The 15,343-nt window shown below is 65.9% G+C and carries 16 protein-coding genes and 1 pseudogene; 13 read left to right on the forward strand and 4 right to left on the reverse strand.

Annotated elements, in window-relative coordinates; all coding sequences use genetic code 11:
• Positions 1-106: 106 nt before the first annotated feature.
• Entirely contained in the window at positions 107-1,834 is a 1,728-nt protein-coding gene (locus tag HDG37_RS10715) for a phospholipase C (protein ID WP_184046817.1), read from the reverse strand.
• Positions 1,835-2,127: 293 nt separating this feature from the next.
• Between HDG37_RS10715 and HDG37_RS10720 the strand changes: the two genes are divergently transcribed.
• From HDG37_RS10720 to HDG37_RS10745, 6 genes are all read left to right on the forward strand, one after another.
• Positions 2,128-2,445, forward strand: coding sequence for a YXWGXW repeat-containing protein (locus HDG37_RS10720; protein WP_184046819.1), 318 nt, complete (start codon positions 2,128-2,130; stop codon positions 2,443-2,445).
• A 208-nt stretch (positions 2,446-2,653) separates the two neighbouring features.
• On the forward strand, positions 2,654-3,280 hold the full coding sequence (locus tag HDG37_RS10725) for an RNA polymerase sigma factor (protein ID WP_184047392.1): 627 nt from the start codon (positions 2,654-2,656) through the stop codon (positions 3,278-3,280).
• Positions 3,277-3,693: a hypothetical protein gene (locus tag HDG37_RS10730; RefSeq protein WP_184046821.1), complete on the forward strand. Its 417-nt coding sequence runs from the start codon at positions 3,277-3,279 to the stop codon at positions 3,691-3,693. Before HDG37_RS10725 ends, HDG37_RS10730 begins: the two co-directional genes overlap by 4 nt.
• Complete coding sequence (locus HDG37_RS10735; RefSeq protein ID WP_184046823.1) at positions 3,690-4,202, forward strand: periplasmic heavy metal sensor; 513 nt, start codon at positions 3,690-3,692, stop codon at positions 4,200-4,202. The genes HDG37_RS10730 and HDG37_RS10735 overlap by 4 nt, the downstream gene beginning before the upstream one ends.
• An 82-nt stretch (positions 4,203-4,284) precedes the next feature.
• Positions 4,285-5,793, forward strand: a complete 1,509-nt coding sequence (locus HDG37_RS10740; RefSeq protein WP_184046825.1) for a DUF1800 family protein — start codon at positions 4,285-4,287, stop codon at positions 5,791-5,793.
• A gap of 5 nt (positions 5,794-5,798) precedes the next feature.
• Positions 5,799-6,947: a DUF1501 domain-containing protein gene (locus HDG37_RS10745; protein WP_184046827.1), complete on the forward strand. Its 1,149-nt coding sequence runs from the start codon at positions 5,799-5,801 to the stop codon at positions 6,945-6,947.
• A gap of 208 nt (positions 6,948-7,155) precedes the next feature.
• On the opposite strand, the gene HDG37_RS10750 is transcribed toward HDG37_RS10745, so the two are convergent.
• The gene (locus tag HDG37_RS10750; RefSeq protein WP_184047395.1) at positions 7,156-7,719 is read right to left on the reverse strand and encodes a flavin reductase; all 564 of its coding nucleotides are present in this window, start codon (positions 7,717-7,719) and stop codon (positions 7,156-7,158) included.
• A gap of 47 nt (positions 7,720-7,766) precedes the next feature.
• Entirely contained in the window at positions 7,767-9,161 is a 1,395-nt protein-coding gene (locus tag HDG37_RS10755) for an LLM class flavin-dependent oxidoreductase (protein ID WP_184046829.1), read from the reverse strand.
• A 294-nt stretch (positions 9,162-9,455) separates the two neighbouring features.
• Here HDG37_RS10755 and HDG37_RS10760 point away from each other — a divergent pair, with 294 nt between their 5' ends.
• The 3 genes and pseudogenes from HDG37_RS10760 to HDG37_RS10770 all read left to right on the forward strand — a co-directional run bounded on the left by HDG37_RS10760 (position 9,456) and on the right by HDG37_RS10770 (position 10,689).
• Positions 9,456-9,746 carry a nucleotidyltransferase family protein gene (locus tag HDG37_RS10760; RefSeq protein ID WP_184046831.1) on the forward strand — a complete coding sequence of 97 codons (291 nt, stop codon included), beginning with the start codon at positions 9,456-9,458 and terminating at the stop codon, positions 9,744-9,746.
• A 242-nt stretch (positions 9,747-9,988) separates the two neighbouring features.
• A pseudogene (locus HDG37_RS39175) lies at positions 9,989-10,105 on the forward strand (recombinase family protein); the annotation flags it as partial.
• A gap of 14 nt (positions 10,106-10,119) precedes the next feature.
• The gene (locus tag HDG37_RS10770; protein ID WP_184046833.1) at positions 10,120-10,689 is read left to right on the forward strand and encodes an XRE family transcriptional regulator; all 570 of its coding nucleotides are present in this window, start codon (positions 10,120-10,122) and stop codon (positions 10,687-10,689) included.
• 18 nt (positions 10,690-10,707) lie between these two features.
• Here the strand turns inward: HDG37_RS10770 and HDG37_RS10775 are convergent, their stop codons facing one another.
• Positions 10,708-11,085: a BON domain-containing protein gene (locus tag HDG37_RS10775; RefSeq protein WP_184046835.1), complete on the reverse strand. Its 378-nt coding sequence runs from the start codon at positions 11,083-11,085 to the stop codon at positions 10,708-10,710.
• A gap of 422 nt (positions 11,086-11,507) precedes the next feature.
• Here HDG37_RS10775 and HDG37_RS10780 point away from each other — a divergent pair, with 422 nt between their 5' ends.
• The 4 genes from HDG37_RS10780 (at position 11,508) to choW (ending at position 15,343) form a co-directional block, all read left to right on the forward strand.
• Positions 11,508-11,819, forward strand: coding sequence for a hypothetical protein (locus HDG37_RS10780; RefSeq protein WP_184046837.1), 312 nt, complete (start codon positions 11,508-11,510; stop codon positions 11,817-11,819).
• Positions 11,820-11,885: 66 nt separating this feature from the next.
• Positions 11,886-13,013, forward strand: a complete 1,128-nt coding sequence (locus tag HDG37_RS10785) for a VIT1/CCC1 transporter family protein (protein ID WP_184046839.1) — start codon at positions 11,886-11,888, stop codon at positions 13,011-13,013.
• Between the two features lie 259 nt (positions 13,014-13,272).
• Positions 13,273-14,448 (forward strand): glycine betaine/L-proline ABC transporter ATP-binding protein, encoded by a 1,176-nt coding sequence (locus HDG37_RS10790; protein ID WP_184046841.1) that lies wholly within the window; start codon positions 13,273-13,275, stop codon positions 14,446-14,448.
• Positions 14,441-15,343 carry a choline ABC transporter permease subunit gene (gene choW, locus HDG37_RS10795; RefSeq protein ID WP_184046843.1) on the forward strand — a complete coding sequence of 301 codons (903 nt, stop codon included), beginning with the start codon at positions 14,441-14,443 and terminating at the stop codon, positions 15,341-15,343. The genes HDG37_RS10790 and choW overlap by 8 nt, the downstream gene beginning before the upstream one ends.

The following is a 15,343-nucleotide window of genomic DNA, read 5'->3' on the forward strand; positions in this document are numbered from 1 at the left end:
TGGCTCGACGTCATCACTGATTGACGGGCATCAACAGCTCCGTTCCCTGAACGTCACACCGCGTACCTCCCTGTGCGGCAGAACGGACGGATAAACGGGTGGCTCCTTAGTTCGTTGCAGGAGGAGCCGACAGCTTGGTGCCAAGGTTCGTGTCGAGGTACAACGCCGGCGTTTTGCCACCGTTGGTGAAGTCGAACAGCGACGTGATGCTCCCCGTCGTCGCATCGTGCGATCCGTTGCCGATGCGGGTGCCACCGAGCCAGTTGTCTTCGATGAACCTGACAACCGAAGCCTGAGTGATCGCCGTGTGGTCAACGTAGTTGCTACGTGCGTACGGCGAGATCACCAGAAGCGGAACACGCGTTCCCGGGCCGCAACGGCCGTTGACAGCCGCGCCTGTCACGCCGACGCCTTGCTTCGCGCCCGTTGCGTTGCAGGTGCCCGCGCCGTTCAGCTGGTCGGCGGTGGCGTCAAACGACGAAGTCGTCGGCGTCGCATAAGCGTGGTCGTACCAGCCATCCGAATCGTCGTACGTGATGATGATGGCGGTGTTCTTCCAGTCCGGCTGTTGTTGCAGGAAGTTGACGACCTTCGTGACGAACGCCTGCTCGTCGATCGGATCCGAGTTGCCCGGGTGCGCATCACCGACGGCCGGTGCCTTCAGGTAGCTGACCGACGGGAAGTTGCCTGCCGAGACGGCCGTGAAGAAGTCGTTGACGTCGTATTGATGGTGCACCGGCGTAGCCGTCGAATCGAGCGGGTCGGTCTGTCCAATCAGCGCGGTCGACGTCGGGCGCGTGTGCGCCAGGTTGGCCGTCGTAGCGTAGTACTGGAACCAGTTGTGGTGAGGTATGTAGTCCGTCTTCGTTGCGCCGAGGACCGACGAGTAGGTACTGCGCTTGCACGCCGTGGTGCCGTTCGAGTTGGTGGCGCTCAGGTCGAAGCCGCCCATGAAGCCGCCCCACGTAATGCCTTTCGCGTTGAGGAGGTCACCGATGTTTTTGTTATTCGAGCTCAGCGTGGCCTGGCCGCTCGACGTCGAGGTGTCGCACACGTCGCCGGTCGGGTCGGAATCGCCGTTCATCGTGAAGCTGCCCGCGCCGTCGGCGATCACGTTGTCGCCTTGAGCGGCACCGTTCGCAGGAATAGCACCGTTGGTCTGGCCGGAAACCACCTCGAGCGCGCCCGGTGTCGACGGACCGTACGTGTCGGTGTACATGTTGTCGCTCATCGCGAAGTTCTGCGCGTAATTCCACAGCGCGGTGACCGTGTTGCCGTCGAAATAGCCCATCACGAGACCCGGCGTGCCGAACGTCGAACCGCTGCCGGCGCTGTTGTTACCCGTGTACTTGGGGAACAGGTCCGCCGCGCCATTGTCGTAGGCGAGCTGTTCCTTCATGTAGTCGTGCGACTGGCCGTTGGTGTTGGCCTGGCTGCGGTCGAGGCGGAACGGATTGATACCGCTGCCTGCGGAGGCCGCGTTGTTCGCCGTGTTCAGGAAGTTCGGGTTGCTCGTCAGAAGCGAATTCTGATTCAGATTGTTGATCTGGGCCGGCGTGTTCGCCGCCGTGAACGCCGGTTCACCGACCGGGTTCTGCGCGTTCGGATAGGTGCCGAAGTAGTGATCGAAAGAACGATTCTCACCGAAGATCACGACGAGGTGCTTGATCGGCGTTGCCGTGGCCAACGCGTCCTGGGCGGATACGGTAGCAGCCGGCGAAGAGCTGGCCGGCGCGGATGCAGTCGTAGGAGAGCTGACGCTGCTGTTTCCGCATGCGCTCAGCACGAACAGTGCGGCGGCAAACGGAATGGGCAAAAGGGCTTTACGAAACATTCTTTGGTGGCTCCACATTCGCGGTCCAGCCCCTTCCATCAATAGGTGTGAACGGTGCTGGAAATTGTTGTTAGAAGCGTAACGGCCGACGCAATTGATTGCAGCTCGCGCATTGGACCATCAAAAAGTGAAAATTTTCGGGCGAAACGCCGACTATTGCCTTACGTGAACCCGACTGTATTCGTGCATTTTTTTCGCAAATGGCGCGACGGATTTCTCCCGCTGCCGCGTTCAAGTAGAAACGGGGCCGTCCTGGGCGCCGACTTGTTCCAGCTTTGAAGGGAGAAATCGACATGAACTCCAACCGCATCACTCGTCTGCTCGGTTCCACGCTGAGCGCCGCGCTGTGCTGCGCGGCCACGCTGACGGCCGCGCCCGCCTCCGCACAAGTGATGATCGCGCCGATGGCACCGCCGCCGCCGCGCGTCGAAGTCGTGCCCGCGCCACGGGACGGCTATGTGTGGGATCAGGGCCGCTGGCGCTGGGAGCACGGCCGCTATGCGTGGGTGCCGGGCCACTGGCAGCCGGTGCGCGTCGGCTATCACTGGGTGCCCGGGCATTGGTCGCAACGTGGGCCGCACTGGCGCTGGATCGAAGGACATTGGGCTTGAACGAGGCTTGCGATGAAAACACTCGTGATGATTCTGCTGGCGGCCTCGCTCGCCGGCTGTGTGGTCTATCCGGCACGCCCGGCCTATTACCGGCCGGCGCTCGTCGTATATTGACCGCGTACGTGATACCTGGCCGGATAGCGGCGTAGCGGCACGACAACATAACGACACGACAGCTGAAGGAGCGGCGGCAAGTGAACGACGTTGAATCCGTGATGCGGTCCTCACGCGAAAGCGCGCGCGTGATGTCGCGACCGAGCCGCACGCCTTGAGCGACGCACCACCCGATCCGGACGCCGAGCTGATCGCGCGGGTGGGCCGCGCGGAGCCCGGCGCGGTCCGCTCGCTGGTCGCGCGCAAGCTGCCGCGGCTACTTGCGCTCGCCACGCGCATGCTCGGCGATCGCATGGAAGCGGAGGACATCGCGCAGGAGGTCTTCGTGCGAATCTGGAAACAGGCGGCCCGCTGGCGTGAGGGCGAAGCGAAGTTCGACACGTGGATGCATCGGGTCGCGCTCAATCTTTGCTATGACCGTCTGCGCGGCCGGCGCGAAGACCCGAGCGACGAACTGCCCGATTCGGCCGATCCCGCCGCGCCGCCCGACGCGCGGCTCGAAGCACGTGCCGACCACGCGCGCGTGCGCGCGGCGCTCGCCGCGCTGCCGGCGCGACAGCGCGAGGCACTCGTGCTGACCTACTACCAGGAGATGTCGAACCTCGACGCCGCCGCCTTGATGGGCGTCAGCGTCGATGCGCTGGAGAGTCTGCTGGGCCGCGCGCGCCGCGGTTTGCGCGCTCAACTGGCCGGCAGCGGCCTTAGCAAGGACAAGTCATGACGCCCGAAAGATTCCATCAGATCGTTGCAGCTTACGGCGCCGACGCGCGCCGCTGGCCGGAGCGCGAACGCGAAGCCGCGCAGGCGTGGGCGCGCGCGCATCGCGACGAAGCCGATGCGGCGTTGAGCGACGCGGCCAGCCTCGACGCGTGGCTCGCCGCCGACGAGCTCGAGCCGCCGAGCCTCGAACTGCAGCGTCGCATCATCGACCGCGCGCCGTCGCGACGCCCAGCCGCACGCTGGCGCTTGTGGTGGTCGGGCGCGGCGGTGGCAGGTGTCGGGCTGCTCGGCGGCGTGGCGGGGGCGTTCGCGGTGTCGTTCTTCGTGCTGACCGAGAACGCGCCGGTCGTGCATGAATCCTCGTATCTGACTTCGAGCTTCGGCGGCAGCGCCGCCGATTGGAGCGGCGAATGAACGGGCGCTCGTGGAAAATTGCGCTGCTGGGCTCGGTGGTGCTCAACGTGTTTCTGCTCGGCGCGATCGCCGGCGGCGCGTATCAATGGTTCTCCGCGCACGGTGCGAATCCGCCGGCGGCGGCGCAGGACCAGCGCGCGCTGCGGTTCGCCGCCGAGCCTCTGTCGGCGCAGCAGCGGCAGGCGTTTATCGACGGTCTGAAGAGCGCGCGGCGCGACGGGCGCCAGTATGCGCGCGACGCTCGCGAAGGGCGTCGTGAGGTGCTGCGTCTGCTGGCCGCGCCGCAGTTCGATCGCGCCGCACTCGATGCGGCGCTTGCGCGCACGCGCGCGGCCGACGTCAGCCTGCGCGCGATGGTCGAAGCGAGCGTCGCCGATTTCGCGGCGACGCTGACGCCCGAGGAGCGCGTCGAATTCGCCGAGAGTTTGAAGTTGCGCGGGCAATGGCGCGAAGCGCAGCCGGCGCCGAACGCGAAAAAACCGGCGGCGAATGCCGCATCGAGCGAATAAAAAATGCGCGCGATGGCGACGGATTTCAGCGTGTCGGCCGTTTAACGGACATGCAGGTGTCCTACCTGCCGACGAGGATCGTATGGCCAACTCACCGAACCTGAATGCCGCGGCGATCGCACTGAACCGCTTCGGCCTCGGCGCGCGCGCCGACGACACGCCGCCCGCCGATCCGAAGGGCTGGCTGCTCGCGCAGTTCGAGCAGTATCAGCCGCGGCCTGACGCATGGGCGAACCAACCCGATTCGATCGCATTGTCGACGCAGCTCGTGCAGCAGCGCATGCAGATAGAGCAGCAGTCGAAACAGAAGGCGGGCGAGGAGCCCAACCCGAGCCAGAATGCGAACCACGGCGCAAACAACACCGCAGCACCAAGCCAGGCCGACGCGCAAGCCGCCAGGCAAGCCGAAAGAAAAGCACTGCGCGTCGAAATCCTCGACATGTATCGCTCGTCGGTCAATGCGCGCGTCGCAAGCGCGCTGACCACGCAGACGCCGTTCATCGAACGCCTCGTGCATTTCTGGGCGAATCACTTCGCGGTGTCGACCGAAAAGCCCGGCGTCGCGGCGCTCGCCGGGTCGTTCGAAGCGGAGGCGATTCGTCCGCACGTGCTCGGCCGTTTCGAGGACATGCTGGTGGCCGTCGAGCGTCATCCGGCCATGCAACTGTTCCTCGACCAGACCCGCTCGGTCGGTCCCGACAGCATGGCCGCGCTGCGCGCCGCGCAGCGCAATCCGGACAACAAACGCGGACTCAACGAGAACCTCGCGCGCGAGATCATGGAGCTGCATACGCTCGGCGTGCGCAGCGGCTATAGCCAGGACGACGTGACCGAGTTCGCGCGTGCGCTGACCGGCTGGAGTCTCGTCGGCAATCCGGGGAGCGGCGGCGCCAATGCAAACCGGCGCGCGCTGGATCAGAACGGCGAACCCGGCAGCTTCGTGTTTCGTCCCGCGCTGCACGAGCCCGGCTCGCGCACGATCATGGGACGCCGCTACGACGAAGCCGGCGAACAGCAGGCGCTCGCGATCCTGCACGACCTCGCGCACGCGCCGGCCACCGCGCAGCATATCGGCACGAAGCTCGCGCGCCATTTCGTCGCCGACGATCCTCCACCTGGCGTCAGCGAACGTCTGGCCGATGCGTTCACGCGCAGCGACGGCGATCTGCCGGCCGTCTATCGCGCGTTGATCGATACGCCGCAAGCGTGGTCGCCGGCCGCGGTGAAGTTCAAGACGCCGTGGGAGTGGACCATCTCGTCGATGCGCGGACTCGGCTGGCACGAGCCCGGCAATCTGCAGAGCGCGCCGATCCTCACGCAGCTTGGCCAGCCGGTGTGGCGGCCCGGTTCACCCGCCGGCTACGACGATATCGCCGCGAGCTGGGCCGCGCCCGATGCGCTCTTGCGCCGCGTCGAAGTCGCGCAACGTTTCGCCGCGCGCGTGGGTGACCGGCTCGATGCGCGCTCGCTCGGCCAGACCTTGCTGGCTGGCTCGCTCGGCGAGCCGACGGCCACGGCGGTGTCGCGCGCGGAAAGCGCATCGACGGCGATCGCGCTGCTGCTCGTATCGCCCGATTTTCAACGGAGATGAACGCCATGCTGTCACGTCGCCAGTTTCTGAGCGTCGCCGCCGCCGGTGCCGGCGTAATGCTCGTGTCGCCGCGGATTGCGTTCGCGCATGTCGCGACCGACCGCCGCTTCGTGTTCGTGATCCAGCGTGGCGCGGCCGACGGGCTGAACATCGTCCTGCCGTACGCGGACCCCGCGTATGCGACGCTGCGCGGGCCGCTCGCGATCGATGCGTCGAACGCGCCGCATCTGGACGGCACGTTCGCGCTGCATCCGGCGCTCGCGCAGATGGCGACGCTGTACGCGCAGCGCGAGGCGTTGTTCGTGCACGCGGTCGCCTCGCCGTATCGCGACCGCTCGCATTTCGACGGACAGAACGTGCTGGAAACCGGCGGCACGTCGCCGTATCAGACGAAGGACGGCTGGCTCAACCGGCTCGCCGCGCAACTGCCCGCCACCCGCGAAAACGCGATCGCGTTCGCGCCGACCGTGCCGATGGCGCTGCGCGGGCCCGCGGCGGTGACGTCGTATGCACCGTCGGCCTTGCCGCAGGCGCCCGATGATCTGCTCGCGCGCGTGTCGCAACTGTACGAGCAGGACGCGCAGCTGCGTGCGCTGTGGGAATCGGCGATGGCGGCGCGCGGCCTCGCGGGCGACGCTGGCGCGCGCCAGGACCCGGCGAGCGTCGGCAAGCTCGCGGCCAGTTTTTTGGCGCGCGACGACGGTCCGCGCATCGGGATGATCGAGACCGGCGGGTGGGACACGCACAGCGCGCAGAACGCGCGGCTCGCGAATCAACTGAAGGCACTCGACACGATGCTCGCGGCGTTGCGCGACGGCATGGGTTCATCGTGGAGCAAGACCACGGTGCTGGTCGCGACGGAGTTCGGCAGGACCGCCGCCGCGAACGGCACGGGCGGCACCGATCACGGCACCGGCTCGGTCGCGATGGTGCTCGGCGGGTCGGTGCAGGGCGGACGCGTGATTGCCGATTGGCCGGGCCTCGCGCCACATCAGCTGTATCAGTCGCGCGACCTGAAGCCGACCGCCTCGCTCGATGCGTTGATCGCCGGCACCGCGAGTGAAAGTCTCGGGCTCGATCCCGAACGGACGGCGGCAGCGCTGTTTGGCCGGACCATGGCGGGCAGACCGATGACGGGCGTCGTGCGGGCGTGACGCGCTGATCGAACAACGGCGTGCAATGACGATGGCACGCAGGCGTGATGGGCGATCGAGGGTTCCGTGGGCGAGCGGCGGACGGGGGTTCACGTCGCATCGGCATGGCGAGTCGCGTGAGCCGACGCTGACTGCTTTGCTCGACGCGTTGATCGTCGGTGCAGCGAGCGAAAGTATTGCGCTCGATCCGGAGCGCACCGCGGCCGCGCTATTCGGCCGGACGATCGCGGCCGGGGCGTTGGCGAGGGTGGGGCGGGGCAGGTGAAGCGGCGGGCGTCGCGTGAACCGAGCGCTCGCCGACGCGATGATAGCGACGGCCGTAGTAGATGAGCGCATCGCCCGCGCCCTGCGTGCGCGCGGCTTTCACCGCGCAGAAGAACACCGTGTGCGTGCCGACTTCGGTCACCGACTCGATCTCGCAGTCGAGCGACGCGAGCGCGTCCTGCAACACCGGCGCGCCGGTTGCGAGGTCGTCCCATTGCGCGGCGGCGAAGCGCTCTTCGATCGCGAGCGCGCTCCTGGCAAAGTGCGCGGCAAGAGCCTGCTGCTCGGCGCGCAGCACGTTCACGCAGAGCTTGCCGTTGCTGCGAAACGCCGCGTTGTTGCGGCTGCTGCGGTTGATGCAAACGAGCAGGGTGGGCGGCTCGTCGGTGACGCCGCAGACCGCCGACGCGGTGCAGCCCGCAAGGCCGGCTTCGCCGTCGCTGGTGATGATGTTGACGGCCGCGCCAAGACCGGCCATCGCGTCGCGGAACGTGCTCTTGTCAAGAATTTGGGCCTCTGCTGGAAGTCGGGTTCGCCAAAACAACGGTGGTCGAGTTAGACGCGAGCCTCGTCGTCCGGCGCCGTCGCGCAAGCCGGCGAACGGAAGCGCGCCGCCGTGTGGCTCTCAGGCAGCCGCGCGTGGCCGAACAGCTTTTCGCGCAGCGTGCCGTCACGATACGCGCGCTTATACGCGCCACGCTCCTGCAGCAGCGGCACGACCAGTTCGATGAAATCGTCGAAGCACTCGGGCACGACGGTGCGCGACAGATTGAAGCCATCGACGCCGGTTTGCTCGGTCCACGCGATCAGATCGTCGGCGATTGTGTCGGCCGAACCGACGAGCGGCTGCTGGCGGCTGCCGAGCACCATCTGTTCGAGCAGCTTGCGCTTCGTCCATTGCGGACCGGCCGCGCGCGTCATCGCTTCGACGTTCGACACGATCGCCTGGCTCTTGCCCGTTTCGATCGGCTCGTCGAGGTCGTAGCGCGCGAAGTCGATGCCAAGCGATGCGGCCGCGTGCACCAGCGCCGCCTCCGAGCTCACATAGCGGCGGTACTCCTCGAATTTCTCCCGCGCTTCCTGATCGGTGCGGCCCGTGATCACGGTCTGGCCGAGCAGTACCTTGATGTCGTCGGCGCGGCGGCCGCCGGCGACCGCGTGCGCGCGGATGTCGTCGACGATCGTCTTGACCGCCGGCTTCGCCTGGCCGTTGACGAACACGCACTCCGCGTGTGCCGCCGCGAACTGTTTGCCGCGCGCGGACGAACCGGCCTGATACAGCACCGGCGTGCGCTGCGGCGACGGCTCCGCGAGATGCATCGCATCGACGCGGTACTGCTTGCCGTGGTGATGGATCACGTGGACTTTCGACGCGTCCGCATAGACGCCGCGCGCCTTGTCGCGCAGCACCGCGCCGTCTTCCCAGCTGCATTCCCACAGCTTGTACACGAGCTCCATGTACTCGTCGGCGAGATCGTAGCGGTCGTCGTGCGCCATCTGGCCGCTCAGGCCGATCGCGCGCGATGCGCTGTCCAGATAGCCGGTCACGATGTTCCAGCCGACCCGGCCGCGCGTCAGATGATCGAGCGTCGACATGCGGCGCGCGAACAGAAACGGCTGCTCGACCGACAGATTCGCCGTGACGCCGAACGACAGATGCCGCGTAAGCGCGGCCATCGCCGGAATCAGCAGCGTCGGATCGTTGACCGGCACCTGCACGGCGCCGCCGATTGCCGCGTCCGGGCTGCCGCCGTAGACGTCGTACACGCCGACCACGTCCGCGAAAAAGATGCCGTCGAACAGGCCCGCTTCGAGCTTGCGCGCGTAGTCGGTCCAGTACTGCAGATCCGTGTAGCGCGTGGACTGATCGCGCGGATGGGTCCACAGCCCTTGCTGGATGTGGCCCACGCAGTTCATGTCGAACGCGTTGAGAACGATTTCCTTCGGCATGGTGTGTTCCTGCTGACGAGCGGGTTCGGGCGATGGCGTTTCGTTTAATATAGTGGACGAAAAATCACTATGCAAGACGTTGTCGGCTGGCTGTGCCGGTTGCGGTGGTCGTAGCGGCCTGAACTGGTCTGCGCTGATCCTGGCGCTGCTGCGTCAAAGGTAACCAGCCTGGCGTAGGCCGTGCCGGGGCAGCAAGCCCGCCAACGCAACCGGCATGGCACGGGAGGTGAAGGCATTGCGAGTCTCGACTCAATCGCTTATCGTCTCGATGAGTTTCGATAAGAAAGGATGCCCATGCGACCGTCCGTCGTTCTCGACATGAAGCGCAGCGTAGTGCGCGAAGCGACGAGTCGCTTCCGCGCAGAGAACCCGCGCGTGTTCGGCTCGGTGCTGCACGGCACCGACCGGGACGGCAGCGACCTCGATCTGCTGGTCGATGCGTTGCCAGGGGCGACGCTGTTCGACCTTGGGGGGTTGCAGGATGAACTGGAAGCGCTACTCGGCGTCCACGTCGATCTGCTGACCCCGGCCGACCTGCCGCAGAAGTTCCGGGCCAAGGTGCTTGCGGAGGCGCAGCCGGTATGAACGAGAACCGCTTGCCGGACTACCTCGACCACATGCAGCAAGCCGCAACCGATGCTTGCAATGCAAACGGCGCTGCCAGAGCTACTGAAACAACTGCCTGCCGCGTGCCAGGATGCCGAAGATGAAGACCGCAAGGACGACGGAATAAAGCAATGACCGAGCGGATGGAGTTAACGGAACTGAAGGCAACTGTCTCGGCCGCCGGCGGCAACGAACTCGTCAATGGGCACTGTCACGCCACGATCATCGGCTATGCCCGTGTCTCGACGCAGGTTCAGAACCTCGAGTTGCAACAAGAGGCCTTGACCAAGGCGGGTTGTCGGAAGGTCTTTGAGGACAAGGTGCCCCCCACTTGCGCAACGACGACCCCGCCATGTCCGAAACTTCCGCCATCGATCTGACCCAGGCGATCTCCGCGCGCGTGAAGACCGAGCGCGAGGCGCGCAACTGGTCGCTCGCCGAGCTGGCCGAGCGCTCGGGTGTATCGAAGGCGATGATCAGCAAGATCGAGCGTGGCGAGGCGAGTCCGACCGCGACGGTGCTCGGGCGGCTGTCGGGCGCGTTCGGGCTGACGCTGTCCACGTTGCTCGCACTCGCCGAGCAGACCGGCGAGCGGCTCGTGCGTCATGCGGACCAGTCGCTGTGGGAGGACCCCGAAACCGGCTATACGCGGCGGCGTATTTCACCGCCGACCGGCGGCGTGCTGGAACTGCTCGAAATCGAATTGCCGACTGGGGTGAGGGTGCCTTATCCGTCGGATGCGTTCGTGTTTCAGCATCAGCAGATCTGGGTCACGCAAGGGGTGCTGACGTTTCGCGAGGGCGCGCTGACGCACCGGCTCGAAGCGGGGGATTGTTTGCAACTCGGTGCGCCGGTCGAATGCGAGTTCTTCAATGCGGGCACCGAGGTGTGCAGATATGTGGTGGGGTTAGTGCGGCGCTGAGTTGCGTCCAGCTTGTGCTCAGCTCCCGCCACTCCCGCGGGATGGCAGGTTCAGGGTGAGTCTGTTGGTCACCGAGGTCACGCCCGGCACGCCTTTCGCAACATCGCCGGCCTGCTGGATCATGTCGCCCTCAGGCACCGAGCCGGTCAACGTCACCGCGCCGCCGCGCGCCCGCACGAACACATTCGATACATTGAAGCCCGGCGCTTTGCCGAGCGCGCGCCGCACGTCGCGGCCGAGCTTGCGATCTGCTGCACGCGTCGATTGGGCGGTCGTGGCCGGCGCGGCTGCCGTGGCGGCAGGCGTCTGCGCGTCGCTCGCCTGGGCGTAGGCGCTGGATGCGGTTGCCACGCACAACGCAATACCTAGCACCTTCAAAAGATTGACTGTTTTCACTGTTTCACCATCCTCGATAAGTTGATGTCGCTTCGTTGCATATTAGAAACGTCGCGCTTTGTCGAGCTGGCCTGGACTCTGGGAAGCGTCTGTCTTATAGAGGAGTGGTGGTGTTGGCGCTTCCGGCGCGGTTAAAAGATACTCCTGACGGCGCGGACATGCCAAAAAACTGAATCGCGGAAGGAAGTGCGTGCGGCTTGATTCCAGCACGGTGAGACACAGGCACCGGCATACGACGCAGCCGACTATAAGCGCGGGCGCGCGGCGCCGGGGGGCGTCCACGCTCCCGACCCGCATCCCGCTATTTGGCAGTAAGCTCCCGTTGACGGGTTCGCGTGGAGGCTGTACGACCCGGCGTGTGTGGTTCACGGTTCGCAGACGCAACTCGTACGTTATTGCCTTTTTTTCAGGGGATATCAGTGATGAACAACTTCGCCATTAAACGGATCATGCTGGGCGTTTCGGCCGTCGCACTGATGGCCGGTACGATTCCGCTCGCGCTCGCGCAGGGCTCGACGGATGCCGCAGCCCAGCAAGGCGCGACGACGACCACCCCAAAGCCGACCAAGGCCGAGCGCAAGGCAGAGCGCAAACAGGCTCGCGCGAAAAAGAACGCCGAGTTGAAGAAACTCGAAGACGCGGGCTACCAGCCGGCGCAGAACGATCCGAACTATCCGGACAAGCTGCAGGCAGCCCAGAAGAAGGCCGGCGTTGGTGCGCCTGCCAGTCAGTAACGGACACCGGACGCCCGGCGTGGCATTCATCGTTGATGAGGCGCCGGGCAGTTGCGAGGCGCGATCATGGCAACGAAACATGAAGTGAAACGCTACAAGGCGAATCTCTCCGACGAACTGCACAGCGCCGCCCTCTATGAGACGCTCGCGCAGGTCGAGAAAGACGAGACCCGCAAGCAGGTCTATCAGGATCTCGCGCAATCCGAACACAGCCACGCGCAAGTGTGGGCCGACAAGCTCAGAGCCAATGGCATCGAACCGAAGGGCCGTGGCCATGCGGTCAAGACGCGTCTGATGAAGGGGCTCGTGCGCGTGTGCGGCGCGGACTTCGTGCTGCCGACGCTCGCCGCAGCCGAATACGCGGACCGCAACAAATATCAAAGCCAACGCGACGCGGGCCACATGTCGGCCGACGAACATCATCACGCGGCCGTCGTGCAGACGCTCGCGAGCACCGGCAATGCCAACCTGTCGTCCGGCGCGCGCATTGCCGCGGCCGAGTCGTGGCACAAGGGCGCCGCGTCGGGCAACGATCTGCGCGCGGCGGTTCTCGGCGCGAACGATGGCCTCGTGTCCAACTTCTGCCTGATCATGGGCGTCGCTGGCGCGGGCACCGGCAACCAGGCGATCCTGTTGACCGGCCTCGCCGGGCTGATCGCCGGTGCCTGTTCGATGGCGCTCGGCGAATGGCTGTCGGTCACCAATGCGCGCGAACTCGCGAGCACGCAGATCGCCAAGGAAGCCGAGGAGATCGAAGAACAGCCCGAAGCGGAGGAGCACGAACTCGCGCTGATCTACCGCGCGAAAGGGCTCGACGCGAACGAGGCGAAACGCGTGGCCTCGCAGATGATGCGCGACAAGGACAAGGCGCTCGACACCCTCACGCGCGAGGAGCTCGGTCTCGATCCGTCGGAACTGGGCGGCAATCCGTGGTCGGCGGCGGGTGTGTCGTTCTGCTTGTTCTCGCTCGGCGCGATTTTCCCGGTGATGCCGTTCCTGTGGACGCGCGGCGTCAGCGCAATCGTGCAGTGTGTCGTGCTGAGCATGCTGGCGCTCGCGTCGATCGGCGTGTTCACGTCGTTGTTCAACGGACGCAGCGCGGGGTTTTCGGCGCTGCGCCAGATCGTCATCGGGCTCATCGCGGCAGGGTTCACGTTCGGCGTCGGGCGCTTGCTGGGCGTGTCGATTTCCTGAACCCGGCGCCTCTCTGGCGCCTCGCGCTTGCCGCCGTCCGGGAGCGCCGCTTGCTCTGTTGCGACACGCCCCGCGCGCGGGCCAACCCACGTCAATCCGTTCTCCCACAAGGGTTTGCTCGCCGCGCCAAGCGTCCACGGCATGGCCGGGTGTCGCATTTCCTCATGTGGTTGTCGGAATTAGTCGGTTAGCCGCACTTTTTTCTGGCAACTATGTAGGCACAGCGCGGACGGACGTCCGCAAGCGAGGAGAGCACTCGATGAATTCCCCCAAGGTCGTGGTCGAAGGGCTGTGCAAGGTGTTCGGCAGCAATCCGAAACAGGCGCTCGCGATGCTGGCCAGCGGCGCCACGAAAGAAGAGGTGTTTGCCCGCACCGGTCAGATCGTCGGCGTCCACAACGCGTCGTTCGAGGTTCGCGAGGGCGAGATCTTCGTGCTGATGGGCCTGTCCGGCTCGGGCAAGTCGACGCTGATTCGCCTGATCAATCGGCTCGTCGAGCCCAGCGCCGGCAAGGTGCTGATCGACGGCCGCGATGTCGCGAGCGTGCCGCGCGCCGAGCTGACCGCGCTGCGCCGCAAAGACATGAGCATGGTGTTCCAGTCCTTCGCGCTGATGCCGCAGCGCAGCGTGCTGGCCAACGCGGCGTTCGGCCTCGAAGTCGCGGGCGTCGGCCGCAAGGAGCGCGAGGCGCGGGCGCTGACGGTGCTCGAACAGGTCGGCCTCGCACCGTTCGCGCAGAAACTGCCGGCCGAGTTGTCGGGCGGCATGCAGCAGCGCGTCGGGCTCGCGCGCGCGCTCGCGGTCAACCCGTCGCTGATGATCATGGACGAGGCGTTCTCCGCGCTCGATCCGCTCAAGCGCAAGGAGATGCAGAACGTGCTGCTCGATCTGCAACGCGAGCAGCAGCGCACGATCCTGTTCGTGTCGCACGATCTCGAGGAGGCGATGCGCATCGGCACGCGCATCGCGATCATGGAAGGCGGGCGCGTGGTGCAGATCGGCACGCCGCGGGAAATCATCAAGAACCCGGCCGACGACTACGTGCGCGCGTTCTTCGAAGGCATCGACACGAGCCGCTATCTGACGGCCGGCGATCTGATGCAGACCGACGACGTGCCGCTGATGCACGCGCCGCAGATCGACGCGTCGAGCGTCGCCGCGACGCTCGACGGCAGCGCCGACTACGCGTTCGTGCTCGACAGCGAGCGCAGGATTCGCGGCTTCGTGTGCCGCGACGCGACGGGCAACGTATCGCCGCAGCTCAACCAGATCGAATGCATCCGCCGCAGCACGCCGCTCGACGACGTGGTCGCGCGCGTGGTGGCGAGCCGCGCGCCGCTGCCGGTCGTCGAAGCGGACGGCTCCTACTGCGGTTCGGTCAACAAGACGAACGTGCTGAACGTTCTCACGCGCCATCGAGGTTCTCATGTCTGAAGTCATTCCAGTTGGCGCGTGGGTCGATCACGGCGTTCACTACCTGCTCGATCACGATGCGCAGACCTTCGACACGATCGGCAAGGTCATCGAGAGTTTCGCCGCGGCGGTCGAGCACGGTTTGCAGGCCGTGCCGATGTGGGCGCTGATGGCGTTTTTCGTCGGCATCGGCTTGTGGCGCGTCGGCTGGCGCTTCGCGCTGTTCACGCTGGCGGCACTGCTGCTGATCTACGGCACCGGCTTCTGGGATCAGATGGTGATCACGCTCGGCCTCACGCTGTCATCGACGGTGATCAGTCTCGTGCTCGGCGTGCCGCTCGGCATCTGGATGGCGAAGAGCCGCGCGGTCGAAATGATCGTGCGCCCGGTGCTCGATCTGATGCAGACGATGCCCGCGTTCGTCTACCTGATTCCGGCCGCGATGCTGTTCGGTCTCGGCCGCGTGCCGGGCATCCTGTCGACGGTGATCTTCGCGATGCCGCCCGCGGTGCGTCTGACCGCGCTCGGCATCAAGCACGTGAATCGCGAAATCGTCGAAGCGGGACAGGCGTTCGGCTGCACGCCGTGGCAACTGCTGTACAAGGTGCAGTTTCCGAACGCGCTGCCGTCGATCATGACCGGCGTGAACCAGACCATCATGATGGCGCTGTCGATGGTGATCATCGCGTCGATGGTCGGTGCGGGCGGCCTCGGTAACGACGTGCTCGCGAGCATCCAGCGGCTCGATATCGGACTCGGCTTCGAAAGCGGCATGTCGGTCGTGATGCTGGCGATCATTCTGGACCGCATCACCGAGAGCTTCGGCCGGGCGCCGGGCAAGGTACGCGCGCCCCTGTTCGCCGGTTTGCGCAATGCGATGAAAGTGCGCCGCGAGCCGGCGGCGCAACACGGTTGA

This window comes from Paraburkholderia sp. MM5384-R2 (assembly GCF_014201025.1).
GTDB classification, from domain to species: Bacteria; Pseudomonadota; Gammaproteobacteria; order Burkholderiales; family Burkholderiaceae; genus Paraburkholderia; species Paraburkholderia tuberum.

Bases quoted from the DNA above. Each gene is read 5' to 3' on its own strand.
- HDG37_RS10715 (WP_184046817.1), bottom strand. From the start codon at position 1,834: ATGTTTCGTAAAGCCCTTTTGCCCATTCCGTTTGCCGCCGCACTGTTC.
- HDG37_RS10720 (WP_184046819.1), top strand. From the start codon at position 2,128: ATGAACTCCAACCGCATCACTCGTCTGCTCGGTTCCACGCTGAGCGCC.
- HDG37_RS10730 (WP_184046821.1), top strand. From the start codon at position 3,277: ATGACGCCCGAAAGATTCCATCAGATCGTTGCAGCTTACGGCGCCGAC.
- HDG37_RS10735 (WP_184046823.1), top strand. From the start codon at position 3,690: ATGAACGGGCGCTCGTGGAAAATTGCGCTGCTGGGCTCGGTGGTGCTC.
- HDG37_RS10740 (WP_184046825.1), top strand. From the start codon at position 4,285: ATGGCCAACTCACCGAACCTGAATGCCGCGGCGATCGCACTGAACCGC.
- HDG37_RS10745 (WP_184046827.1), top strand. From the start codon at position 5,799: ATGCTGTCACGTCGCCAGTTTCTGAGCGTCGCCGCCGCCGGTGCCGGC.
- HDG37_RS10755 (WP_184046829.1), bottom strand. From the start codon at position 9,161: ATGCCGAAGGAAATCGTTCTCAACGCGTTCGACATGAACTGCGTGGGC.
- HDG37_RS10760 (WP_184046831.1), top strand. From the start codon at position 9,456: ATGCGACCGTCCGTCGTTCTCGACATGAAGCGCAGCGTAGTGCGCGAA.
- HDG37_RS10770 (WP_184046833.1), top strand. From the start codon at position 10,120: ATGTCCGAAACTTCCGCCATCGATCTGACCCAGGCGATCTCCGCGCGC.
- HDG37_RS10780 (WP_184046837.1), top strand. From the start codon at position 11,508: ATGAACAACTTCGCCATTAAACGGATCATGCTGGGCGTTTCGGCCGTC.
- HDG37_RS10785 (WP_184046839.1), top strand. From the start codon at position 11,886: ATGGCAACGAAACATGAAGTGAAACGCTACAAGGCGAATCTCTCCGAC.
- HDG37_RS10790 (WP_184046841.1), top strand. From the start codon at position 13,273: ATGAATTCCCCCAAGGTCGTGGTCGAAGGGCTGTGCAAGGTGTTCGGC.
- choW (WP_184046843.1), top strand. From the start codon at position 14,441: ATGTCTGAAGTCATTCCAGTTGGCGCGTGGGTCGATCACGGCGTTCAC.